The 25,020-nt window shown below is 35.5% G+C and carries 18 protein-coding genes; 10 read left to right on the forward strand and 8 right to left on the reverse strand.

Features of this window, described 5'->3' with window-relative positions; translation table 11 throughout:
* Nucleotides 1–56 precede the first annotated feature (56 nt).
* From ACHRWY_RS15020 to ACHRWY_RS15035, 4 genes are read left to right on the forward strand one after another with little or no spacing between them, the layout of a single operon-like run.
* Nucleotides 57–728 carry a TetR/AcrR family transcriptional regulator gene (locus tag ACHRWY_RS15020; RefSeq protein ID WP_395355722.1) on the forward strand — a complete coding sequence of 224 codons (672 nt, stop codon included), beginning with the start codon at nucleotides 57–59 and terminating at the stop codon, nucleotides 726–728.
* Between the two features lie 16 nt (nucleotides 729–744).
* Entirely contained in the window at nucleotides 745–2,415 is a 1,671-nt protein-coding gene (locus tag ACHRWY_RS15025) for a peptidase domain-containing ABC transporter (RefSeq protein WP_395355724.1), read from the forward strand.
* Nucleotides 2,409–3,755: an HlyD family secretion protein gene (locus ACHRWY_RS15030; protein ID WP_395355726.1), complete on the forward strand. Its 1,347-nt coding sequence runs from the start codon at nucleotides 2,409–2,411 to the stop codon at nucleotides 3,753–3,755. Before ACHRWY_RS15025 ends, ACHRWY_RS15030 begins: the two co-directional genes overlap by 7 nt.
* Nucleotides 3,755–5,143, forward strand: a complete 1,389-nt coding sequence (locus ACHRWY_RS15035) for a TolC family protein (protein ID WP_395355727.1) — start codon at nucleotides 3,755–3,757, stop codon at nucleotides 5,141–5,143. Before ACHRWY_RS15030 ends, ACHRWY_RS15035 begins: the two co-directional genes overlap by 1 nt.
* Before the next feature lie 97 nt (nucleotides 5,144–5,240).
* Here ACHRWY_RS15035 and ACHRWY_RS15040 read toward each other — a convergent pair whose 3' ends face one another.
* Nucleotides 5,241–6,497 carry a DUF445 domain-containing protein gene (locus ACHRWY_RS15040; RefSeq protein WP_395355729.1) on the reverse strand — a complete coding sequence of 419 codons (1,257 nt, stop codon included), beginning with the start codon at nucleotides 6,495–6,497 and terminating at the stop codon, nucleotides 5,241–5,243.
* Nucleotides 6,498–6,775: 278 nt separating this feature from the next.
* Here ACHRWY_RS15040 and map point away from each other — a divergent pair, with 278 nt between their 5' ends.
* The 5 genes from map to apaG all read left to right on the forward strand — a co-directional run bounded on the left by map (nucleotide 6,776) and on the right by apaG (nucleotide 13,239).
* Entirely contained in the window at nucleotides 6,776–7,594 is an 819-nt protein-coding gene (gene map, locus ACHRWY_RS15045) for a type I methionyl aminopeptidase (RefSeq protein ID WP_395355731.1), read from the forward strand.
* Between the two features lie 28 nt (nucleotides 7,595–7,622).
* Complete coding sequence (locus tag ACHRWY_RS15050) at nucleotides 7,623–8,405, forward strand: class I SAM-dependent methyltransferase (protein WP_395355733.1); 783 nt, start codon at nucleotides 7,623–7,625, stop codon at nucleotides 8,403–8,405.
* Between the two features lie 120 nt (nucleotides 8,406–8,525).
* On the forward strand, nucleotides 8,526–11,429 hold the full coding sequence (locus tag ACHRWY_RS15055; protein ID WP_395355735.1) for an SNF2-related protein: 2,904 nt from the start codon (nucleotides 8,526–8,528) through the stop codon (nucleotides 11,427–11,429).
* 81 nt (nucleotides 11,430–11,510) lie between these two features.
* On the forward strand, nucleotides 11,511–12,773 hold the full coding sequence (locus ACHRWY_RS15060) for a DUF5103 domain-containing protein (RefSeq protein WP_395355754.1): 1,263 nt from the start codon (nucleotides 11,511–11,513) through the stop codon (nucleotides 12,771–12,773).
* A gap of 79 nt (nucleotides 12,774–12,852) precedes the next feature.
* Nucleotides 12,853–13,239, forward strand: coding sequence for a Co2+/Mg2+ efflux protein ApaG (gene apaG, locus ACHRWY_RS15065; RefSeq protein WP_199001751.1), 387 nt, complete (start codon nucleotides 12,853–12,855; stop codon nucleotides 13,237–13,239).
* Here apaG and pdeM read toward each other — a convergent pair.
* The 4 genes from pdeM to ACHRWY_RS15085 form a co-directional block, all read right to left on the reverse strand.
* Complete coding sequence (gene pdeM, locus ACHRWY_RS15070) at nucleotides 13,236–13,871, reverse strand: ligase-associated DNA damage response endonuclease PdeM (protein WP_395355737.1); 636 nt, start codon at nucleotides 13,869–13,871, stop codon at nucleotides 13,236–13,238. The genes apaG and pdeM overlap by 4 nt on opposite strands.
* 35 nt (nucleotides 13,872–13,906) lie before the next feature.
* Nucleotides 13,907–16,366 carry a ligase-associated DNA damage response DEXH box helicase gene (locus tag ACHRWY_RS15075; RefSeq protein WP_395355738.1) on the reverse strand — a complete coding sequence of 820 codons (2,460 nt, stop codon included), beginning with the start codon at nucleotides 16,364–16,366 and terminating at the stop codon, nucleotides 13,907–13,909.
* Between the two features lie 113 nt (nucleotides 16,367–16,479).
* A complete protein-coding gene (locus ACHRWY_RS15080) occupies nucleotides 16,480–18,081 on the reverse strand; it encodes an ATP-dependent DNA ligase (RefSeq protein ID WP_395355739.1) in 1,602 nt (533 codons plus the stop codon).
* A gap of 120 nt (nucleotides 18,082–18,201) precedes the next feature.
* Complete coding sequence (locus ACHRWY_RS15085) at nucleotides 18,202–19,257, reverse strand: ligase-associated DNA damage response exonuclease (RefSeq protein ID WP_395355740.1); 1,056 nt, start codon at nucleotides 19,255–19,257, stop codon at nucleotides 18,202–18,204.
* A gap of 191 nt (nucleotides 19,258–19,448) precedes the next feature.
* Here ACHRWY_RS15085 and pruA point away from each other — a divergent pair, with 191 nt between their 5' ends.
* Nucleotides 19,449–21,074 carry an L-glutamate gamma-semialdehyde dehydrogenase gene (gene pruA, locus ACHRWY_RS15090; RefSeq protein ID WP_395355741.1) on the forward strand — a complete coding sequence of 542 codons (1,626 nt, stop codon included), beginning with the start codon at nucleotides 19,449–19,451 and terminating at the stop codon, nucleotides 21,072–21,074.
* Between the two features lie 77 nt (nucleotides 21,075–21,151).
* Here the strand turns inward: pruA and ACHRWY_RS15095 are convergent, their stop codons facing one another.
* From ACHRWY_RS15095 to ACHRWY_RS15105, 3 genes are all read right to left on the reverse strand, one after another.
* Nucleotides 21,152–22,894: a CocE/NonD family hydrolase gene (locus ACHRWY_RS15095; RefSeq protein ID WP_395355742.1), complete on the reverse strand. Its 1,743-nt coding sequence runs from the start codon at nucleotides 22,892–22,894 to the stop codon at nucleotides 21,152–21,154.
* A 133-nt stretch (nucleotides 22,895–23,027) separates the two neighbouring features.
* Nucleotides 23,028–23,747: a LytR/AlgR family response regulator transcription factor gene (locus ACHRWY_RS15100; RefSeq protein WP_395355744.1), complete on the reverse strand. Its 720-nt coding sequence runs from the start codon at nucleotides 23,745–23,747 to the stop codon at nucleotides 23,028–23,030.
* Nucleotides 23,744–24,805 (reverse strand): sensor histidine kinase, encoded by a 1,062-nt coding sequence (locus tag ACHRWY_RS15105; protein WP_395355746.1) that lies wholly within the window; start codon nucleotides 24,803–24,805, stop codon nucleotides 23,744–23,746. Before ACHRWY_RS15105 ends, ACHRWY_RS15100 begins: the two co-directional genes overlap by 4 nt.
* Nucleotides 24,806–25,020 lie beyond the last annotated feature (215 nt).

The raw sequence follows: 25,020 nt of genomic DNA on the forward strand, positions 1-25,020 counted from the left end.
GCTAAAATTTCAATATTGATAGTAATACTATTATATTTGCATTTAAAATAATTCTTATGGAAATTATACTATCAAATATAAAAATGCAGGTAAATGAAAAGATCTATGTAAAAGATCCGGAAACCTCTGCATTAGGAAAAAAGATAATTGAACAAAGCATTCTTCTTATTGATGCTATTGGTTTTGATAATTTCACGTTTAAAAAACTGGGAGAAAAAATAGGGTCAAACGAAAGCTCTATTTATCGCTATTTCGAAAACAAACACAAATTATTAGTATATTTATCTTCATGGTATTGGAGTTGGATCGAATACAAACTGGTGTTTAATACCACAAACATCATTGACAAAAAAGAAAAATTAAAAAAAGCCATTACCATTGTTACCGAAAAAGTAACAGACGATCTTTTTACCGATCACATTAACGAGGCAATTTTAAACAAAATCATAATTGCAGAATTCACCAAAACACTCCATACGAAAGAAGTAGATCAGGAAAACAAAGAGGGCTTTTTTTTAATCTACAAAAGGCTTATTAATCGAATTGTTGCTATTGTAAACGAAGTAAACCCGGATTATCCTTTTGCCAAATCATTAGTTTCAACAATTGTTGAAGGAAGCCTGCACCAGCATTTTCTAACGGATCATTTAAAAACAATCACAGATTGTAATGAAACCGTCACCACTACTGAGTTTTACCTGAACCTTGCAGAAAACGTTTTACGCTAATTATAAAAAAATCAATATGACACCATTAAAACGATTTTACAACTTACTTGCCCTGGATAAAAAAGATATTTACCAAATTTTTTTCTACGCCATTTTTGCAGGATTAATTAGTTTATCACTTCCGCTAGGTATTCAGGCCATTATCGCCTTTATACAATCCGGAAGAGTTAGTGCATCCTGGATTGTATTAATAATACTGGTTGTTGCCGGAGTCGCGCTGGTTGGGATTTTATCCCTGATGCAATTGCGAATTACTGAAAACCTGCAACAAAAGATTTTTGTTCGCGCTTCGTTTGAATTTGCGGCACGGTTACCCAAAATAAAATCGGAGGAATTGTATGGTACCTATCCTCCGGAATTAACGAATCGTTTTTTTGATACTTTAACCATTCAAAAAGGGACTTCAAAATTGTTAACGGACTTTTCGGCGGCTTTACTCCAAATTATTTTTGGACTGATTTTGCTGTCTTTATATCATCCGTACTTTATCGTGTTTGGTCTTTTATTGTTCCTGCTGTTGTACTTTATTTTCAGGTTCTCGTACAGATCAGGATTAGAAACGAGTTTAAAAGAATCCAAATTTAAATACAAAGTTGCCGGCTGGTTACAAGAAATGGCCCGTAATAATTTTAGTTTCAGAAATGCCCTAAACTATGACTTCGCGCTTAAAAAAAACAATTCGATCGTAACAAATTATCTGAATTACAGAGAAAAGCACTTTACTGTTATTCAAAAACAATTTGCCCAACTGATTATTTTCAAAATTATCATCACTGCCAGCTTACTATCTATTGGAGGTTATTTGGTATTGAGTCAGGAAATGAATATAGGACAGTTTGTTGCCGCAGAAATCATTATCTTACTAGTCATTACATCTGTCGAAAAAATCATTTTGGGACTGGAAAGCTTCTATGATGTTTTAACTTCGGTTGAAAAAATAGGACAGGTAACAGATCTGGAATTAGAAGAAAATATAGATTCTGACAGCAATAATCGTTATGCCAACATCACTTTAGAAACTGAAAATTTAAAATTTAAATTCCCGGATTCCCCAACCAACGCCTTAGATGCTATAACGCTTAAAATAGAGCAGGGAGAAAAAATCGTAATTGATGGCGAAAACGGATCCGGAAAAACAACTTTAATTCGGTTATTATCCGGTTTGTTAAAACAAAGTTCGGGCGCTTTTTACATTAACGACGATACTTTCAAAAAAATAGACATCAAACAGTATCGTTCTCAGATTGGAACCATCATTTATAAAGAAACACCGTTTGAAGGAACCATTTTAGAAAACATTACTTTTAATGATCCCTCAATAAGTTCCGAAGATTTAAAATGGGCACTTGACGGCGTTCAGTTAAGTTCATTCATCAAATTATTACCAAAAGGGCTAGACACGCATATTTATCCGGAAGGAAGACAACTATCCTCTTCAAATGCCCGAAAGATTTTATTAGCAAGAAGTATCATTCACAAACCAAAAATACTTTTTTATGAAGATCCAACTGATATTATGGATGAATCTGTTGCGAATGAAATTATCGATTTCCTGACTTCAGAAAAAAACGACTGGACTATTATTGTTTCCTCCAAAAATCCGCATTGGAAAACCAAATCAACACGAAAAATAACGATGCAAAACGGCCAAATCCTGCTTGATCAAAAAACCAATACGCCATGCTAAACATCTCTGACAATAAAACCAAATTACAATCTCTTGATCAATATGAGACGGTAAAAAACCTGGAGAACAGACCCCATTATAAGATTTTAAATAAAATTATAATTGCAACTTCTATTTTAGGAATCATTGCACTTTTCCTGCCCTGGACACAGAATGTTTCGGGTTCAGGATCTGTCACCACCTTAAAACCCAACCAAAGGCCACAATCGATTCAGAGTGTTATTTCTGGGCGAATTGAAAAATGGTATGTACAGGAAGGGGATTTTGTAAAAAAAGGCGACACCATTTTATTTATTTCGGAAATAAAAGAAGATTATATGGATCCTAATTTGGTACAGAATACCAAAAATCAGGTCGACGCCAAGAAAAACTCGCTGGAATCGTATGATGACAAAGTACAGACACTTTCGACTCAGATCCAGGCGATAGAAAATGAAAAAAGGTTAAAACTGGAGCAGGCCAAAAACAAAGTAAGACAATCGCTTTTAAAAATAAAGAGTGACAGTATTGATCTGGTTGCCGCAAAAACACAATTGCGAATTGCCAATACACAATACAATCGTTCGGTACAGCTAAATAAAGAAGGCCTGAAACCACTTACTGATGTCGAAGAAAAGCGTTTAAAACTACAAGATGTCGATGCCAAAATTATTACGCAGGAAAACAAATACCTGACCAGCAAAAACGAATACATCAACGCAAAAGTTGAAATTAACCGAATTTCGGCTGAATACTCCGAAAAAGTTGCCAAAGCAAAAAGCGACCAATTTACAACTCTGAGCAATAAATTTGATACCGAAGCTCAGGTTAGCAAATTAGAAAACCAATACACCAATTACAGTTTAAGAAACGGTATGTATTACATTAAAGCAGCACAAAGCGGTTATATCAACAGGGCATTGCAGGCAGGTTTGGGAGAAACCATAAAAGAAGGAACCCCAATTGCCACCATAATGCCATCACAATACGATATTGCTGTAGAAACTTATGTAAACCCAATCGATTTGCCTTTGATCAAAAAAGGAGCCGAAGTACGCGTATGGTTCGACGGATGGCCAACTATAGTATTTGCAGGCTGGCCTGATATGTCATACGGAACTTTTGGCGGTAAAGTTGTAGCGATAGAAAATTTTATAAGTACTAACGGAAAATACAGAATCTTAATCGCTCCTGACCCTAATGAAGCACATTGGCCAAAACAATTGAGTATTGGTTCCGGTGCGCAAACCATTGCTTTGCTAGATACTGTACCAATCTGGTTTGAAATCTGGAGAACCTTAAACGGATTTCCTCCTAATTATTACAAAACCGGAGAAAAAGAAACTAAAGAGAAAAAATAATGAAACAGATACTTATAGCTTTTCTGTTTTTGGGTTGTACCGCTTTTGGCCAACAAACCATTTCTAAGGAACTTACGTATAATGAGTTTCTTGGATATGTAAAAAAATACCATCCCTTAGTTAAAAATGCAAATCTGGAAATCAGCAAAGCGCAAGCCAACCTGATGATGGCAAGAGGAGGTTTTGACCCAAAAATAGAAGTCGATTTTAGTCAGAAGAAATTTAAGGATAAAGAATACTATTCTATTCTAAACAGCAGTTTTAAAATACCAACCTGGTATGGAATTGAATTAAAAGCAGGATTTGACAATAATGAAGGGGTTTACCTAAATCCTGAAAATACCACTCCAAATCAGGGATTAACTTCGTTTGGAATCAGTGTTCCTGTTGGACAGGGCTTGTTCATCAACCAGAGAATGGCGGATGTTCGAAAAGCAAAAATTCAGATCAAATTAAGTCAGGCCGAAAGAAAACTTCAGGCTGTCAGCATTTTGTATGACGCCTCTCTGGCTTATTTTAACTGGAAGAAGAACTTTGAAGAAATGAAGCTCTATGAAACATACAATAAAAATGCTGAAGTTCGTTTAGAGGGAATCAAATCTTTAATCACGCAGGGCGATAAACCTGCGATAGACAGTATTGAAGCCGGAATTATTGTAAAAAACAGGGCTTTGAGCCTGGAGGATTCCAAATTAAAATTGGCCAAAGCAAAACTGGAATTATCTAATTTTATGTGGCTGGACAACAATATCCCACTGGAACTTTCAGATGAATTAGTACCTGAAGCAGCGCTTGAAACCACATTGCAGGAAACATTAAAAACAAACGATTTATTACAAAGTGATTTTAGTTTAGAAACACATCCAAAACTAAATGCGCTGCAAAATAAAATAGAGATTCTAAATGTAGAAAAGGACCTCAAACAAAACATGTTATTGCCTAAAATCAATGTAGGATACTCCTACCTGGCTGAACCAAGTTACATTGACAAATATCGTTTTGAAGATTATAAAGTAGGCTTAGAATTCTACTTTCCTTTGTTTCTGAGAAAAGAACGCGGAAGCTTAAAGCTGGCAAAATACAAGCTTCAGGAAAGTCAGTTTGCATTGGCTCTTGAAAAAACACAATTGACCAATAAAATAAGTGCGCAAAAAATAGAAATCAATTCGCTTATCAAACAAAAAAAGCTGGCAAAAGATCTGGTCGACAATAACCTCACGATGCTAAATTCTGAAGAACGTCTGTTCACTTTTGGAGAAAGTTCTTTATTCCTGATTAACACCCGAGAGAATAACTTAGTAAGTGCTAAACTGGCATCGATTGCTTTAGAAAACAGATTCTACATTTCCAACTCAGAACTTTTTAAAATCATGGCCAATCCTGATTGATTGAATACCCCTTAAGTGATATAAGTTTCTTTAAATAAGAGCGTAAAAAACGGCAACTTATATTGACTTATATCACTTACAGGGTTTAAACTATATGCTACATTACAAAATAATGATACGTCCATTCAACAGCGTAGATGACAAGGCCAATAAGTCCACCTACTAAAGTTCCGTTGATTCGAATATATTGAAGATCTTTTCCGATTTCCAATTCTAATTTTTCCGAAACCTCTTTACCGTCCCAGCTTTTTACGGTAGAAGAAATCAAATCCCCAATTACTTTTTTATTATTCAGAAGCATCGACAACAAATCGTTTTTAATAAAATTATTGATCTTATCAATCATAATAGTATCTTCTTTAATACCATTCCCAAATGTTTGAATCAATCCCGAAATACTATTTTTAATAGATGATTCATCTCCTTTGTTCAAATCATTTGTGATCGACAATTTTATTTCGTCCCAAATTCCGTTAATGTAATCCTGAACTTCCTTTTTACCCACAAAATTTAAAATCATGTTGTTGATTTTAATTCTCATTTCTTCAGAGTTTTTTACTTTGTCCAGAAAATCATAAACATATTCGTCTATTTTAATCCTGATTTCACTTTGCGGTTTTTTCGCTTCGTCCAGAAACTCCTGCAAACCGTTAAAAATACCTTCTGAAATACTTTTATCCGCAAGGCCAAAACTCAAAAAAGGTGTTGATTGCTTTACTTTTTTTCGAATCAGTTCTTTATTATTACTCAATTCTGTACTCATCACTTCCAGAATATTCGTCAGCAATTGATCTTTTACATTTCCTTTTTGCAAAGGTTCTAAAGCCAGTGCCACCCAATCTCCAAAATTTATGGCCTCGAGTTTTTCTTTAAACTGAACCTGAATAAATCTTTTGATGTCTTCATCTTTTATGGCCTTTAAAACTCCGGGAATAATATTCACCGCTACTAAATTGGCTATTTTATCTGCATTTTCTTCGTGCGAAAGCCAATCTGACGCTTTTGTAGCAAAATTGAATTCTTCCAGTTTAATTTCCAGTTTTTCACGATTCAGAAATTCTTCGGAAACAAAATTCCCCAGATTTTCTCCAATCTCATTTTTTTTCGTCGGAATGATCGCAGTATGCCAAATCGGAATTCCCATCGGATGGCGAAATAAAGCCACTACCGCAAACCAGTCAGCGATTCCGCCCACCATTGCCGCTTCACTAAAAGCCTGTAACATTGGGATTTTAAAATAAATGGCAATAATAAAAAGCAATACCGCAACACCCAAAAGTGCCAAAGCATTCCCTTTCATTTTATTTAAAGCTTTTTTCTTGAGTATATTTTCCTGATCTATAGACGTTTCCATAATAAATTTGTTTTAACTATTACTAATTTACGGCTTTTCTGCTAAATAATAAGGGAAAGGCAATGGTTATTCGGTGTGGTTTAGCCCGTCATGCATTTACATTGGGAAGCTGAATTTTCTTTGCGACCGATTAAAAAGAATCTCACCGATTTTAAAGAATCTATAAAATCATTTTAATCTGGGGCAAAAGAAAATATAATTCATGAAATACGTAGCGAAAAAATTTAGACAAAAAATAATATTAAAATTGTACTTTTGCGAACTGAAAATCCGAAATTATGATTATTGTAAAATCACGTGAAGAAATCGAATTAATGCGCGAAAGTGCTTTGATCGTATCTAAAACATTAGGAATGATTGCTTCTGAAATAAAAGAAGGAGTTACCACATTATATTTAGACAAACTAGCTGAAGAATTTATCCGTGATCATGGTGCAGTTCCAAGTTTTTTAGGTCTGTATGATTTTCCGAATTCACTTTGTATGAGCCCAAATTCGCAAGTTGTACACGGAATTCCGAATAATACCCCTTTGAAAAGTGGTGACGTTATCTCGGTAGATTGTGGTGCATTCAAAAATGGATATCACGGCGATCATGCCTATAGTTTTGAAATTGGAGAAGTTGCTCCTGAAGTTAAAAAACTTTTACAGGTAACGAAAGAATCTTTATACGTAGGAATCAGAGAATTTAAAGCCGGAAATCGTGTTGAAGATGTTGGAAATGCGATTCAGAAATACACTGAAGCTCACGGTTACGGAGTAGTTCGTGAATTAGTAGGCCACGGTTTAGGGCAAAAAATGCACGAAGAACCGGAAATGCCAAACTACGGAAAACGCGGTCGCGGAAAACTTTTCATTGAAGGAATGGTCGTAGCAATCGAACCTATGATTAACCTTGGAACAAGAAATATCAAACAACACAAAGACGGCTGGACGATTACAACAGCTGACGGAAAAGCCAGTGCACATTTTGAACATGATGTGGCATTAATAGACGGAAAACCAGAAATCTTATCAACTTTTCAATACATCTACAAAGCTTTAGGAATCGAAAGCAATGAAGAAGATGAATTCAGAAAAGTGCCGCTAGTTTTATAATAAAATAAAAAATCCCGAATAAAACCCTGTGAAAAAATTATTCAAGTTCGTACTTAATACAATACCTCGTCCATTATTAATTCGCCTGAGTTATGTGGCCCGACCAGTTTTAGCACTTTCATTAAAAGGAACTAAATATACTGATCCGATTGATGGAAGAAGTTTTAAATCATTTTTGCCTTACGGATATGGAAAACAACGCAACAATGTACTTTCGCCAAGCACACTTTCACTAGAAAGACATCGTTTACTTTGGTTGTATCTAAACGATCAGACTGATTTTTTTACAGCTCCTAAAAAAGTACTTCACTTTGCTCCGGAACAAGCTTTTTACAAAAGATTCCGCAAGCAAAAGAATCTTGACTACACGACAACAGATTTGTTTTCGCCTTTGGCAGATGTAAAAGCAGATATTTGTAATTTGCCTTTTAAAGACAATGAATACGATGTGATTTTATGCAATCACGTTTTAGAACATATTCCGGACGATACAAAAGCCATGCAGGAATTATTTCGCGTTTTAAAACCGGGCGGAATGGCGATTCTTCAAATTCCACAGGATTTATCAAGAGCAGTTACATTTGCTGATGATTCGATTACAGACCAGAAAGAACGTGCAAAAATATTTGGTCAATACGATCACGTTCGTATTTATGGCCGCGATTATTTTGACAAACTTAGAAGCATTGGCTTTATCGTAATCGAGGAAGATTACACCAATAAAATAGCTCCTGAAATGGTAGAAAAATATTGTCTGGCAAAAGGAGAAATTATTCCACTTTGCTTTAAACCTGAAAACCAAAACAATTAGTTTTTTTTCACCCTATAAGTGATATAAGTTCATTTTAAAAAGTTTTCAGAATAGTACTATTTTGAAAACTTTTTAATTTTAAAACATTTTCCCAATTACAACCCAACCAAAACCCTACTCTTGGAACCTTCAAAATCCTTTCAATTTTGTTTTGACATCAGTTTAGAAAAAAACCTGAATGTTCATATCCCAACCGCTTACATCGTTGAAGATGCCAACGACATTAAATATTTAAATAAAAAAGCAAGCACTGATGTACTGGAAAGTTTTGGAATTGTTACTGAAAATTTAGATTCCAATACCAAAAAAATACTGACCGTTTGCGAATCTTTAAAACCTGACTTTATTTTTAAAAAATTTAGTACAAAAATCAAGTCGGCAAAAACAATTGCGGATTTACAAAAAGATTCCAAAATTGATTTTGCTATTCGTCAGCATTTAAAATTAAACCTGGGTGCTTTCTACAGTCTGATTGTACAGGAACAGTTTCCGTTATCTATTGATATGGGAGCCGAAAAAGACTTTTATCGTTCCAGAGTCGATATCAATCCACTTTATTTTGAGCCTCAAATTCAATTTAACAAACATCCTGAAGGCATTACGTATACTTTATCCCTGAAAGAAAACGAGACCGTTTTTTTACCCATGAACAATAAGGTAGACATTCTTTTGGATGAACCGGGCTGGCTTATCACCAACAAAAAATTAGGGCAGCTAAAAGATCTGAATGCCAAAAAACTTCAGCCGTTTTTAAAGAAAAAATCAATCGAAATACCGTCAAGATTGGTGGATGATTATTTTAAGAATTTCATTCCTGAAATAGCCAAAAAAATCGATATTGATGCCACTGGTTTTGAAATTGAACTTCGGGATCAAATTATTTCGTGCACGATTCAGCCTGTTTATGATTTCTTTAAAAACTGTTACTATCTCAACCTTTTTTTTGATTATAACGGATATATTTTTGATGTTAGTAAAACTAAAAAAACACATTCGTTTGTTGATTTTAGTATTGCCAATGAACCCCGAATAATTCAGTTTAAACGAAGTCCTGATGAAACATTATACACTAATAAATTACTCGAAATTGGTTTAATAAAAATCAAAAATGAATTATTTGGATGGAATCCGGATGCCGAAATCACTGATCCTTACAGCAATATTCAATGGGTTATTGATCATAAAGAAAAACTTGAAAACCTGGGCTTTGCCATTCAGAACCTGAAACTGGAAAGCAAAGAAATCATTACAGAAAACCATACTATCGCGGCTTCCAAAGAAGAGACAAAAGAAGATTGGTTCGACATTAAAATCATCATTTCGATTGGGACTTATACGATTAATTTCAGCGAAATTATCCCCAATATAAAAAGCAAAGAAAGGCTGTTTTTACTGCCTGACGGAAACTACTTTCTGATCCCTTTAGAATGGCTTAGTAAATATAGTTCACTGGCAAAACTAGCCAAAACAGAACATGGAAATCTGCTTTTACGTAAAAGTAATTTTGCTGCTTTGGATGTGATTCCGGAAATCAAAATTGATGTAATCCATCAGGCCGAATATACACCTTCTGATGTCTTGAAAGCAACTTTAAGACCCTATCAAATTGAAGGTGTAAAATGGCTTTTAGGTCATTTTAATTCTAATTTAGGGGCTTGTCTGGCTGATGACATGGGGCTTGGAAAGACTTTACAAACCTTAGCGGTCCTGGTTGCGGTACAGGAACAATTAGGCTATACGGCTAAAACCACCAATTTTGATTTGTTTCAAAACGAAACTGTTGTCGAAAGAGAACCTTTAAATACGCTGATTGTTTTACCTTCTTCATTGGTTTTTAACTGGTACAATGAAGCTGTAAAATTTACACCGCATTTTTCAAAAATGCAATATGTGGGTAACGACCGAAAATTATTAGCAGGCAGATTAGAATCATCAGATCTGATTTTTACCAGCTACAGCATCATTCATCGCGATATTTCAATTTTAGAAAAATACAATTTCCGTTATTTAATTCTGGACGAAAGTCAATACATTAAAAACAAAAATTCTAAAATTTTTAAAGCGATTAATAAAATTAATACCGCTCATAAAATTGCCCTGAGCGGTACACCTATCGAAAATTCACTGGACGATTTATGGTCGCAAATGCAATTTATAAATCCGGATATTTTGGGCACTTACGATTTTTTTGCAGCAAATTTTAAAATCCCAATTGAGAAAAAGCAGGACGAGAATAGTTTAGCAGAACTAAAAAACCTCATCCAGCCTTATATTTTAAGAAGAACCAAAGAACAGGTATTAAAGGATTTACCCGAATTAACGGAACAGATTTATTATTGCAATATGGATCCTGAACAGGAAAAACTATATGAAAAAGAAAAATCAAAAGCCCGTAATTTTTTACTGAAAACAGATGGATCCAGCCCGGACAAGATTAGCATTATCAATACGCTGATGAAATTAAGGCAACTGAGCAATCATCCCAAAATGGTCGATCAGGAATCAGAAGTAGATTCCGGAAAATATATTGCAGTTACTAATTACCTGAAAAATCTCGTAAAAGGGAAACAAAAAACCATCATTTTTAGTTCGTTTGTTACCAATTTGAGTTTTTACACGACCTGGTGCAAAGAAAACAAAATAGAGTTCTGTGAGATTACAGGTGAAACTCCTGCCGCAAAAAGAGAACATCAGGTAAAGAAGTTTCAGGAAAAAGAGCATCCTTTGTTATTTTTTATTTCGCTTAAAGCAGGAGGCGTTGGTTTAAATATTACCAAAGCTTCTTATGTTTTGTTTTTAGATCCGTGGTGGAATCCTTTTGCTGAAAAACAAGGAGTTGGAAGAGCACACCGAATTGGTCAATTGAATAAAGTAAACGTGATCAGGTTTATTTCGAAAAATACGGTAGAAGAAAAAATAATCAAATTACAGGAGAACAAAAAGCTGTTATCTGACTCTCTTTTAGAAGAAAGTTATATTAACGACGAGATCGAAACTAATTTAGAATACATTTTGGGTTCTTAACCAATTGTTTTCAAAACCAATAAGCAGGCATCCTGTTACATTATATAAATTGTTATATTTACAATCTTAGAATGTAATATGATGTCAAAATTTTTGTTTTATAATCTTCTGCTGATTTTCATTTTTACTTCGGCAACAGCCCAGGAAGTACAAACCGAAACAGATCCTCCATATAATATTAAAACCGTTTCTTTTGTTCAAAATGGCGGAAATGTTGTTCCGATATTTGAGTTGGGTGATACTTTCGAATTTCAGTTTGATGATTTGTTTGGCAATGAAGCCAACTATTATTTTGATATTACGCATTGTGATTACAACTGGAAAGCAACTGATATTCCGAAAACAGATTATATACGCGGGTTTGACAATCAAAGAATTACAGATTATGTAAATTCATTTAATACGCTTCAGGTTTACTCGCATTACCGACTTGCTTTTCCAAATCAGTTTACAACTCAATTACGGATTTCAGGAAACTATATCCTAAAAATTCTGAATGAAGACAAAGAAGTTGTTTTTTCAAGAAAATTCATTTTATACGAAAATCATTGTACTGTAGGCGCTCAGGTAAAACGCAGCCGCAACCTCAGCAATATTGATTATAAACAAAATCTGGATTTTTCGATCCTTTCAAACGACATTGCTTTTCAGACTCCTTTACAAAATGTAAAAGTGCTTTTATTGCAAAACGGTAATTTTAATACTGCCATTAAAAACATTCCTCCGCAATATACAATCGGAAACCAGCTCGTTTACAAATACGATAAGGAAACTCAGTTTTGGGGCGGAAATGAATTCTTATATTTTGAAAACAAAGACATTCGTGCCGCAAGCAACAATGTAGGAAGGGTAGGTTCAAATAATGATATTTACAATGCCTATTTGTTCACAAACCGGGCAAGAGCCAATCAAATTTATACCAATAATCAGGATGTAAACGGAAATTTCGTCGTGAAAAACATCAATGCTTCAAACAACGAAATTGAAGCTGATTATGCCTGGGTTTATTTTAGTTTGTCTGCCCCTACTTTCAGATCATCCTCTCAGGACATTTACGTTACCGGAATGTTTAACAATTATAGTTTATCGCCTGAATATAAAATGGATTATAATACGGATAAAGGTGTCTTTGAAAAAGCAGTAATGATCAAGCAAGGTTTTACTAATTTTCAATATACTATCGCTGATAAAAAAGGGGTTATTGATTACGAAAATGCTATTGACGGAAACTTTTATCAAACTGAAAATGAATACACCATTCTGGTTTATTACAAAGAAAGTACGGATCGTTACCAGAGAGTAATAGGAAAAGGAAATGCAAACTCCATAAACATCATAAATTAAAACATTGTTAAGGTTTTAGATTCAATCATTTTTTTTTGTAGATTTGCCGCTATAACGCACACATATATACTACTTTAGTATGGTTTCTCAGATTACAAGAGGCATAAAAATATCTGTTTTGACTAGTTTTGAAGGTACTTACTTCAAGAACTACAAGATCCACTTTGCTTTTAGTTATGTAGTTACAATCGAAAATCACAGCAAAGATTCTGTACAATTGACTTCACGTCACTGGGATATTTTTGATTCTTTAAATGATTTAGAAGTTGTAGACGGAGAAGGCGTAATTGGTAAAAAACCGGTTTTAAAACCCGGTGAAAATCACACTTACAGTTCAGGCTGTTTGCTTTCGTCTCCTTATGGTGCGATGAAAGGTTATTTTAACATGATCAATTTTACCACGACCAAAACATTCAAAGTAATTGTTCCTACTTTTAGAATGTGTGCTCCTTTTGCTTTAAATTAATTCACGGCAACTTCCATTACTTCTTCTTTTGTAATCACATATACTTTGTCATTTTCTGTTGGGATTACATACGAGTTACCGGTAAATTCTCCAAAAGCGGGAAAGATCAATTGATTTGGCTTTCGAAAGAAACAAGCTAAACTTAAAAACTGCCTGCCCATTCCTCTTAATTGTATTCCCGGATGAAGGTGTCCGCAAAAATTAAAATAACCTTCTTCTTCTGTTGGATGATGTGTCAATAAAAAATTATCAATTACCAATTCGCTATAGATTTCTACATTCAAATCTGCATAATATTCTTTGGAGATAATATCGTGATTGCCTTCTACCAAAATTATTTTCTGTGTATGTTGTTGGCTCCATTCCACAAAAAAATCCCATTCTTTATTCATTTTACTATGAAACAAATCACCCAAAAAAACAATAGTTTCCGGTGTGAATACATCCAACACCGTATCTAATCTAATAAAGTTTTCAAAAATAGCATCTTTAGGAATTCCTATTCCGTGTTTCCTGAAATGCGCCACTTTTCCTAAATGGACATCCGAAATTAAAAGTATCTTTTTTTCCTGCCAAAAAGCAGCACCGGATTGATGCAATATAAAGTTTTGGTTGTGTATTACTATTTTCATCTTTAAATCTAAAACCCTTTTTTATAAAATCAAAATTATTTTAAATAACTGGCGGTCATTTTGCGTATTCTTTCCTGCAATGTTTCGCTTGAAAGTTTTTCCCGAAGCCGGTCGGTAATTATAGGAAAGCTAAATGGGGTTGGTTTCTTACATTGTTTCCAAACAATTGTCTGGCTGTTAATCCTTTCCAGTGCCTGAATCAGACGTCCTTCTTCTAACTGATGCTCGAATGTTTCGGTAAAAGCCTGCTGCAATAATAAATTATCCGGTTCATAATCCCTAAAAACTTCAAAAAGCAATTGCGAACCACTTTGCAAATGTTTGGTTTTAACCGGTCGTCCGGGCATACCGGTAAAAACTAAACCGGCAATTACGGCAATATCCCTAAATTTCCTTCTTGCCATTTCTGTAGAATTAAGACTTTTTTGCAAATCGTGATGCACATATTCGGTAGAAAACAAATCGTTATCAAAAACAGCTTCCATGTCAATTTCCTGATCCGAAAGCAATTCGAATCCGTAATCATTATAAGCCAGTGAAAAAGTGATGGGAGACAATAAACTGATTCGATACGAAAGCATACTTGCCAAAGCTTCATGTACAAATCGTCCTTCGAACGGATAAAAAACAGCATGAAAACCTTCTCTTGTTTTAAAGGTTTCAATTAAAAACTCGTTGGTGTCAGGCACAATACTTTCTTTTCGCTGTCTTTCAAAAATAGGACGCAAAGCTTTTAATTCGGGCGTTAAATGATCGGTATTTGCGGCATATAATTCTTCTCTCAGTAATTCGCTCATTTGTACAGACAGCGCCATACGTCCTCCCATCCAGCTTACGGTCCGGGAAGCTTTTTTAGGATCGGCTTTTCGCACTAATACCTGCATATTTTTTACACGAAAAAGCTCGAGTCTTTTTCCGGCAAATGTAAATACATCGCCGGGTTGCAGTTTTGAGGCAAACCATTCTTCGATTGTCCCTATATAACCTCCGCTTAAAAATTTAACATTAAGTGCCGCATCGCCCACGATAGTTCCTATTTGCATTCTGTGGTGCATGGCAATAAAGCGACTGTTGATCTTAAAAAGTCCGTCTTCTTCTACTTCTACTTTCTTAAATTCGTCATAGGCTTGCAAGCTCTGGCTTCCGTTTGTGATGAAATTTAAAATCCAGTTCCAGTTTTCTTTGGTAATGTTTTGGTAACAGAATGTTTTTCTCACTTCTTCGAAAATTTCATCCGGAAAAAAACCATCCGAAACGGCTAAGGTATTTAAATATTGTACCAGCACATCCCAACTGTTTAAATACGGAATCCGGTCTTCGACAACAGTTCCCGCCACTGCTTTTTTCAATGCCGAGGCTTCTATTAATTCTATGGCGTGTGTTGCTAAAAAATAAATAACACTTTCTTTTCCGGGCTGATGACCGCTCCTTCCTGCCCTTTGCATAAATCGCGCAACACCTTTTGGGCCACCAATTTGAACAATCGATTCAACGGGTGCAAAATCTACGCCCAGATCCAGGCTCGAAGTACAAACGACGACTTTTAATTCTTCATTCCGAATTGCATTTTCGACCCATTGCCGGGATTCTCTGCTAATGCTTCCGTGATGCATTGCCATATCTCCGGCGAATTCAGGATATTTTTCTAAAATTGCCTGATACCACATTTCGCAGGCTGATCGCACATTGGTAAAAATTAATGTCGTTTTACTTTTTCGGATAATTTTAGCCACCTCATCGATTAAGTGTAAGCCCATGTGCCCGCGCCACGGATAACTGTCCATTTTTTCGGGTAATATCGAAATTACTTTGATCTTTTTGTTGATGTTGGCTTTGATCAGAACAGAATTCTGATAGGCTTCTGAATTCAATCCCAACAATACTTGCTGTGCCAGTTCGAGATTTCCTATGGTCGCAGAAATGCCCCAAATTCTCATTTTTGGCGCGATTGTTTTTAATCGTGAAAGTGCGAGTTCCATTTGAACCCCTCGTTTTGTCCCTAGTAATTCGTGCCATTCGTCGACCACAATGGCTGTACAATTGGCAAAAGTTTTGGCATAATCTTTTGATGCCAAAAGCAATTGTAAACTTTCGGGCGTTGTAACCAGCAAATCTGGCATTTTGGTTTTCTGCTTGGTTCTTTCGCTTTGCGAAGTATCTCCGGAACGGATTCCTACTGTCATTTGTAAATCTAAATCTTCGACGATTCTCTCCGCAGCCTGTTTTATTTCTACAGAAAGTGCCCGTAACGGCGTGATCCAGATGGCTTTTAATCCGGGTTTATGTTTCGTTTTATAATCCGGATTTTTTTTGATGTAGTCGAGAACTATCGGAAACCATAAAGCATAGGTTTTTCCGCTTCCTGTCGGGGCGTTTAATAAACCGTTTTTGCCTTGCAGAAATGCCGTCCAGGTCTGGGTCTGAAACGGAAAAGCTTTCCAGCCCTGATCCTGAAACCAGCTTTCTGCAATGGTGTATAGTTCGTCTCTGTTCATTTTATAATTTTGACTTATGTTCGATAATTAATTCTAACACATAGAAGTATAGATTTCCTGCCTGACAAACTGTTTTTCTATGCATTAAATAAATCCTTTATACATTACCAGCCTCATACAATCATACTTTTTAAATCTTCAATCGAATTGGCTTCGTCTATTTTTTTATCCTGTCGCCATCTCAAAATTCTCGGAAATCGGGTTGCAATTCCGCTTTTATGTCTTTTTGAAAGTGAAATTCCTTCAAACCCAATTTCAAAAACCAATTGCGGCGTGACGCTTCGCACGGGACCAAAACGTTCTAAAGTATTCTTTTTTATAAAATCATCTACTTTTCTGAATTCAGCATCCGTTAAACCGGAATAGGCTTTTGCAAACGTAACAAGCTCTCTTTCTCCTTTTTCATTATTTTGCCAGAGCGCAAAAGTATAATCGGTAAATAAATTCGAGCGTCTTCCGTGTCCGCGCATGGCATAAGTTAAAACAGCATCAATTACCAAAGGTTCTATTTTCCATTTCCACCAATCGCCTTTTTTTCTTCCTACCTGATAAGGTGAAGTATTTCTTTTTAACATCAGGCCTTCACTTTTCATTTCGCGGGCACGCATTCTTTCGTTTGCCACCTCTTCCCAGGAATGTAATGAAACCCTTTCTGAAAGCTGAAAAGAAGTTGTTTGATCTTTAATCTGATTGTATAAAGCTTCCAGTAATATCCTTCTTTCACTATAAGGTAAATTCCGAATATCTTTTCCTTCCCATTCTAAAATATCGTAAGCTTTTAAGATCACAGGAACTTTTTCCAGCAAATTTGCCGATATCGTTTTGCGTCCAATTCGGGCTTGTAAATCATTAAACGTTCCGATTTCATTTTCGGGAAAAGCTAAAATCTCCGCATCTATAACAGTTCCGTCCGGAATAAGTCCAACAAAGGATTTAAACTCTGGATATTTATCCGTCACCAGCTCCTCGCCTCTGGACCAGACATAAATTTCATCATCGCGGATAATGGTTTGTGAGCGAATGCCGTCCCATTTATGTTCGATTGACCAGTCTTCGGGATTTCCTAAATCTTCTACTTCTCCTTCAATTGGGTACGCCAGATAAAACGGATAGGGTTTTGATAAATAATCACTGCTTTTTTCATCCAGAATCAATTCCTGAAACGTGATCGTATTCGGATCCCAGTTTCCCATTAATTTATAGGCTAAGGCATCTTCATCGACATTTTCTGCCTTTGATAAAGCCCTTGTCATTAATTTTTGGCTTACGCCGATTCTAAAGCTTCCGGTAATTAATTTGGTAAAAACAAAACGTTCGTAATAATTTAAGGCCACCCAGTTTTCATGCAAGTATTCTTTTTTCTCCGCATCGGTTTTCTTTTTTAAAGCGATGATTTCCTGTAGAAACTCAGTTAAGCTTTTATCAGAATGTTCTTTTGTAGTGGGAATAATCAAGGCGATAGTTTCTGCTAAATCACCCACAATATGATAACTTTCTTCAAACAGCCATAGCGGAATATTAGCCAGTTCATTTGCCCAAATACGCAGTAAAGTAGTATTGACAGGTCTTGACGGACGTCGGTGCGAAAGAATCGCAATCGTCCACACTTTATCTTCCGGCGAAGCATTTTTAAAATACGTCGTTAGCGCATCGACTTTTACGTTGGTTTTATTAGAGCTGTCAAGCGTTTTTATGAGTTGGGCGAAATTTTTCATCTACATCTGCTAATTTTAAACTCGTTGGGCATAATTATCAAACACACAAATACATAGCTTATCTCTCTTATTAAGGTGTTTGTATATGTTACACATTTTTTTGCTGATTTTCCAAATGGCTTAATTTTCAGCAACAATCGAAGTTTCATTTTGATCCGCTTCGGTTTCTTTTTCTTCTTTCTCCATTTCGGCAGTTTCGCCTTCGTATTGTGTTTTTTCGGTTCTGGCATCGTAACCTAATTCTCTTAAGTACTTGGCAAAAATATCCGTATAGCCGTGTGTACAGATTATTCTTTCGGCCCCTGTGGCTTTAACGCTTTCTAATAAAGAATGCCAGTCGCAATGATCGCTTAAAACAAATCCTTTATCGATGGCCCGTCTGCGTCTTGCCCCCCGAAAAGCCATCCAACCGCTCGCTGCGCCCGTTACAAATGGTGTCATTTTTCTGATCCAAATACTTCCGTGTGCGCTGGGCGGTGCAAGAACTATATTGCCTAAAAGTGCTTCTCTTTTTGTTTCTCTTGTAATTAATTCTGTTGGAGGAAAATACACCATGGGCCGTAAAACATTCGTCATGTTTTCGATTGCACCGTGGGTGTAAATTTTACCAATATCAGTATCCAGATATTTTAAAAGCCGTTGTGCTTTTCCTAACGAATAGCCAAAAAGAATTGAAGTTCTGCCTTCGGCTTTGTTTTCTGCCCACCAATTGTTGATTTCAGAAATGACTTCGGCTTGTGGTGTCCAGTTAAAAGCTGGCAATCCAAAAGTACATTCGGTTATAAAAGTGTTGCATTTTACTACTTCATACGGGGTTGAAATTCCGTCATCTTCGGTTTTATAATCTCCTGTAAAAACCCAGACTTCTCCTTTATGTTCTACCCTGATTTGCGAGCTTCCGATAATATGTCCGGCGGGATGCAGTGAAAATTTTACATTGTTGATCACAAAGGTTTCTCCCCACTCTTTTCCGGTCACATTTATTTCTCCTAACCGATGTCTGATGATTGGAATATTGGTAAAATGTGTAATATAATTTTGATGTCCCCAGCGCGAATGATCGGCGTGGCCGTGGGTAATAATCGCATTCTTTACCGGCTTCCAGGGATCGAGATATACATCGGCCTGCCGGCAGTAAATTCCTTTATCATTAAAAGCTAAGAGTGGTATTTTCATAATATTACATTTAAACCCTTCTTTTCAGAATAACCTCAAATTTAAATATTTACACCGATAGTTATTTTACAACCTGACAGGATTAGTTTATTAAATTACAACTTTTTAATAATGTATTGTGATTTAATCAAATTATCATTTGTACTTTTGTATAAAATTAAACAATTCGTAATTTTAAAATATTTTATCCCATGTTAAAAGGATTCTTTCATGTACCAAAAGCGGTAAACGAGCCTGTAAAAAGCTACGCACCGAACTCGCCAGAAAAAGCAGCTGTTCAGGCAGCGTATACCACATTGTGGAATTCTCAAATTGACGTTCCGTTATATATTGGAAGCGAAGAAATCAGAACTGGAAACACCAAAACAATATCAGCTCCGCACGATCACAAACACATCGTTGGAAAGTATCATTTAGCTGAAAAACAACATATCGAAAAGGCAATTGCCAATGCTCTTGAATCAAGAAAAGCATGGGCTAATATGGCATGGGAACAACGTGCTGCTATTTTCTTAAAAGCTGCTGAATTAATTGCCGGACCATACAGAGCACGTATCAACGCTGCTACTATGATTGGACAATCTAAAAATATTCATCAGGCAGAAATTGATGCTTCTTGTGAATTAATCGACTTTTTACGCTACAACGTAGAATTTATGACTCAAATTTACGGAGATCAGCCAAAGTCTGATTCTACAACATGGAATCGTTTAGAGTACAGGCCTCTTGAAGGTTTTATTTATGCGATCACTCCTTTTAACTTTACTGCTATTGCTGCCAATCTTCCTGCAAGTGCTGCTATGATGGGGAATGTTGTGGTTTGGAAACCAAGCGACAGCCAGGTTTTCTCTGCAAAAATCATTATCGATGTTTTCAAAGAAGCAGGTGTTCCTGATGGCGTTATTAACGTTGTTTTTGGAGATGCTTTAATGATTACAGATACTGTTTTGGCAAGCCGCGATTTCGCAGGAGTTCACTTTACAGGATCAACTCATGTATTTAAAGATATCTGGGCTAAAATTGGTGCAAACATCCACCACTACAAAACTTACCCAAGAATCGTTGGAGAAACTGGTGGTAAAGATTTTATCATTGCACACCCAAGCGCTAATGTAAAACAAGTGGCTACAGGAATTACCCGTGGTGCATTTGAATTCCAGGGTCAAAAATGTTCTGCAGCTTCAAGAGCTTATGTTCCGCAAAGTTTATGGCCAGCTGTAAAAGAACAATTAATTGCTGATGTAAAATCGATGAAAATGGGTTCTCCGGAAGATTTTGGAAACTTTATTACGGCAGTTATCCACGAAGGTTCATTTGATAAATTGGCTGGTTTTATTGATCAGGCGAAAAAAGATGCTGACGCTGAAATTATAGCAGGTGGAAACTACGATAAATCTGTTGGATATTTTATTGAGCCAACAATTATCGTAACTACAAACCCTAAATATACTACCATGGAAACCGAATTATTCGGACCGGTAATCACTATTTATGTGTACGAAGACGCAAAATGGGAAGAGACTTTAGAATTAGTAGATACTACTTCTGAATATGCTTTGACAGGTGCTGTATTTAGCCAGGATCGTTATGCTATTGAAGTAGCAACTACGAAATTACAAAATGCTGCCGGTAACTTCTACATCAACGATAAACCAACAGGGGCCGTTGTAGGAATGCAGCCTTTTGGTGGGGCAAGAGCTTCAGGAACCAACGATAAAGCAGGTTCTGCATTGAACTTATTACGTTGGGCTTCTCCGAGAACGATTAAAGAAACTTTTGTAACTCCGGAAGATTACAGATATCCGTTTTTAGGATAATACTGTTTCAGGTTAGAAACTATATCAATACAAAAAGCCGAATCTTTTCATTAAGATTCGGCTTTTTTATTGTCGTTTTATTTCCAAATTGGAATTTTTATAAAACTGTCATTGTACCATTTTACTTTTAATGGTTCTTTGGCATCTTTGATCGTTTCTTCGATGACTTCTTTTCCCGTTCCGTAATTCAGTTCTGAAAAAGGATTTTTATTTACATTTATTACAACAACTAATCGGCTTCCTTTACTTAATTGTTTACTGACCAAATGTGTATTCGAAAAAGGAATCGATTCTATTTGATTAGGTTTCAGTAGATTTCTTTTTGTAATGTCTTTGGCATAACTCGCACGGCCTACAAAATAAGACAGATGAAAGTATTCTCCATTGGGCATTACTTCATATAAAGTAATGCCTATATCCAAATCTTTTTTATTGATGCCTGCTTTTATTTCACCTAAAAATGATCCGTTAACCAATATCGGCTCTTTCAGCGGATCACTTATAAAAACATAGCCATTCGTTGTATCAATTTCTTTTCTGATAATAGGATCAGGATAGTAATCGTTATTTTGCAATTGTCTGTTAACAAAATCGATATCTTGTGACAGATAGCTTTTTTTAATTGGCTTTTTAGGATTTAAGGAATAATATTTTCCTGATTTTTTATCTGTTAGATAAAACTTTAGAAAACCGTTATTCATTTTATCAATAGATGGCGCACTTCTCCACTCATTGGCTCCCATTACCTCGTAATTAATTTTATCTTTTAGCATTGCTGGTTTCTGTCCGTTTTTTAGGACATAATCAAACCATTGATACGTTATTTTTTTAATATTGATTATGGCAGTTGAATCAACTTTATAGTCATACAAATTAAGTTCGCCGCCCACCTGAGTTCCAAAATGTCCGTACGGACCAATAATAACATATACCGGAGTTTGTGGATTGTATTTTTGCATTTCTCTTACATAATACAAACCTGAATTTTGAGAATCGTTATAATAGCCGTCAAAAGCTAATACAGGGATCTTTATCTTAGTAAACTCTTTTTTGTATGGCGCCATTTTCTGCCAATACTCATCAAATGCAGGATGCCTGATCCATCTTTGAAAAAGTCTGTTCGGGCTGCCATCAATGCTGTCCATTTTCTTATAGGCTACTCCGGTTTCCCACCATTTAAATTGCATTTTTCTAAATCGTTGCCTGTCATTTCCGGAAACTGTATCCAGGTATTTATTATTTCCAACATAAAACGACCATTCATAATTGGGATTTACAAAAACGTTATTTTCCATTGGCAAGCCCATTCCGGGCCTGTTGGCTACATAAGGAACAATCGTTTTAAGTGCCGGATGCATTTTTTTGCAGGCTGCCCATTGTGTAAATCCATTATAACTGCCGCCATACATCGCTACACTTCCGTTACACCATTCTTGTTTACTGACCCAGTCAATGACATCGTAAGCATCACTGGCTTCATTTTCATAAGGAAATATTTCATCTGTACTAAATCGTTTGCCTCGCGAATAGGCTATGACACCAATATAATCTTGATCCGCTGCTTCTTTTAAGGATTTGATATCTCTTCCTTTATCTCTCACATAAATAGTATATTGTAATATGACCGGTTTTAGAATCGAGATTCCTTTTTTTCGCACCACCATTGCCGATATAAAAGCACCATCCCGTGTTTTAATCATTACACTATCCTGAATATCATAAGCACTTTTTAAGTCTTCTGATTTTGCTATACGTGTTTGCTGAGAAAATGTATTTGATATCATTGAGATAAGAAATACAAAATTTAAAATGGTTTTCATTGAATAGTTTTATAAGAAGCTTTATTTAAAGCTTTGTTGTTGATAATAAGCATGTTTCATTAAATATCAAGCATACCGGTCTGCAACTAATAGAATTAGCTGTATGCAATAAAAATAATATTGAATTGATGAATTAAATCCCGTTCCTGTTTTTGAACTTAACTGATTGACGGTTTGATACTTCTAGTAGTTCTCCGGTTTTTAGTTTTACTTCTAATCTACCGCTAACTGTTGTGTTTACTTCCCGGATGTATTTTATATTTATAATTTCGGTTCTGTTTATTCTAAAAAAAACATTCCCGTCCAGCATTTCTTCCCATTGGCGGAGAGATCTTCGTTGTAATGCTTTTTTGTCCTGAAAAAAAAGTCTGGTGTAATTTTCAAGTGATTCGATTAAATAAATTTCATCTAATTGAATAAAAAATCGTTTCTCCCCATCTTTAATGAAAATCTTTCGGTCTTGTGCCGGAGCATTATTTAAAGAAGATTTAGATTCAAACGTAGTTCTTATTTTTTCAATGGCTTTCGAAAACCGTTCTTCTCTTATGGGTTTCATAAGATAATCTAAAGCATTTACTTCAAATGCCTGCACGGCATATTGATCATAAGCTGTAATAAAGAGTACCGCCGGTAAAAGATTTAAAGATTCTAATAAATCGAAACCGGATTTTTCAGGCATCTGGATATCTAAAAAAATCAAATCAGGCATTTTCGTCTCAATCAAATCTTTAGCATCATCGGCATTTTCAGCCTCACCTATAACAACAAAGTCTTCGTATGATTTTAATGCCATTTTCAGTTCTTCTCTTGATAAACGCTCATCATCCACTATTATAACTTTTATCTTTTTCATCTTGATGGTAGTAAAAGAGTTGCCACAACCGTTTCATTATCTATCTCTTTGATTTCAAAAGAGGCATTTCCATTATATTGCAATAATAGTCTTTCTTTAAGATTATTTAACCCAATACCTGAGCCTTTAATCTCGTTACTTAGCTTACCCGAATTTTGCACACTGATTTTCATAACATTGTACTCCTCTTCTACTTTTACAGTAATACATCCACCAATTTTTCTTTTTTCAATTCCATGTTTGATAGCATTCTCAACCAGTGACTGAATACTAAAGGGGAGGATTAAATGTTTTGAAACATCTGCAGTTATTTCAATTTTTATCTCCAAACGTTCTTCAAATCGTATTTTTTCTAATTCCAGGTAATCTCTTACCAGATTAATTTCATCATTTAATGGTACTAATCTTCCAATATTACTGTTTAAAGAATTTCTTAGCAGTTCTGACAAAAGGTCAATAGCTCTTCTGGCCGAATTTGGATTCTCCAATACGAGGAATTTTATATTATTCAATGCATTAAAAAAGAAATGCGGATTAAGCTGTGCACTCAGATTATTGAGTTGTGCCTCTTTTATGATCACTGATAATCGGGCATTTTCCTTCACTGTTTGTAATTCAAGTCGCGAATAATGATAAAGATGATACGCCAATATCCAAATAGACATTAGTCTGGTACCTGTGATAAAAATTTGCAATTGTACCGATTGAAAAAAAACCATAAATGAAAGCGGATTGCTTTTCAAAATAAACAAGCGTACTAAATAAAGCTTGCCCACAATTAAAAACATATATACCGTAGCAAGTACCAAAATACCAAACAGCATTTTTGGCACTAACTGTTTTAGGTTCAATTTAGTCCATCCTCTTTTTAACGCAAAATTTCGATAAAGATGTGTCAGCGCAATACCAATAGTAACGTCCAGTATTAAATCTGCTATCCCTATTTTCCAGATAAAATTACCACTAAAAAAAGCAGATAATCCCCAATAGAGAGAAGCAGTAACCCATCCTATAAACTGAATTTGCCAATAGGTCGATATTCTTATAATTGTTTTCAATATAAAAGTTGTTGGTGCTGTAGTAAAGGTATTTCTCTATTAGAGATTGAACAAATAAAAGTACAGGAAAGGAAAATAATAGAGGATGAACGGGTTTCAGGTTTCAGGTTTCAGGTTTCAGGTTTCAGGTTTCAGGTTTCAGGTTTCAGGTTTCAGGTTTCAGGTTTCAGGTTTCAGGTTTCAGGTTTCAGGTTTCAGGTTTCAGGTTTCAGGTT

Origin of the sequence: Flavobacterium sp. FlaQc-48, from assembly GCF_044007335.1 — a bacterium.
GTDB lineage: Bacteria > Bacteroidota > Bacteroidia > Flavobacteriales > Flavobacteriaceae > Flavobacterium.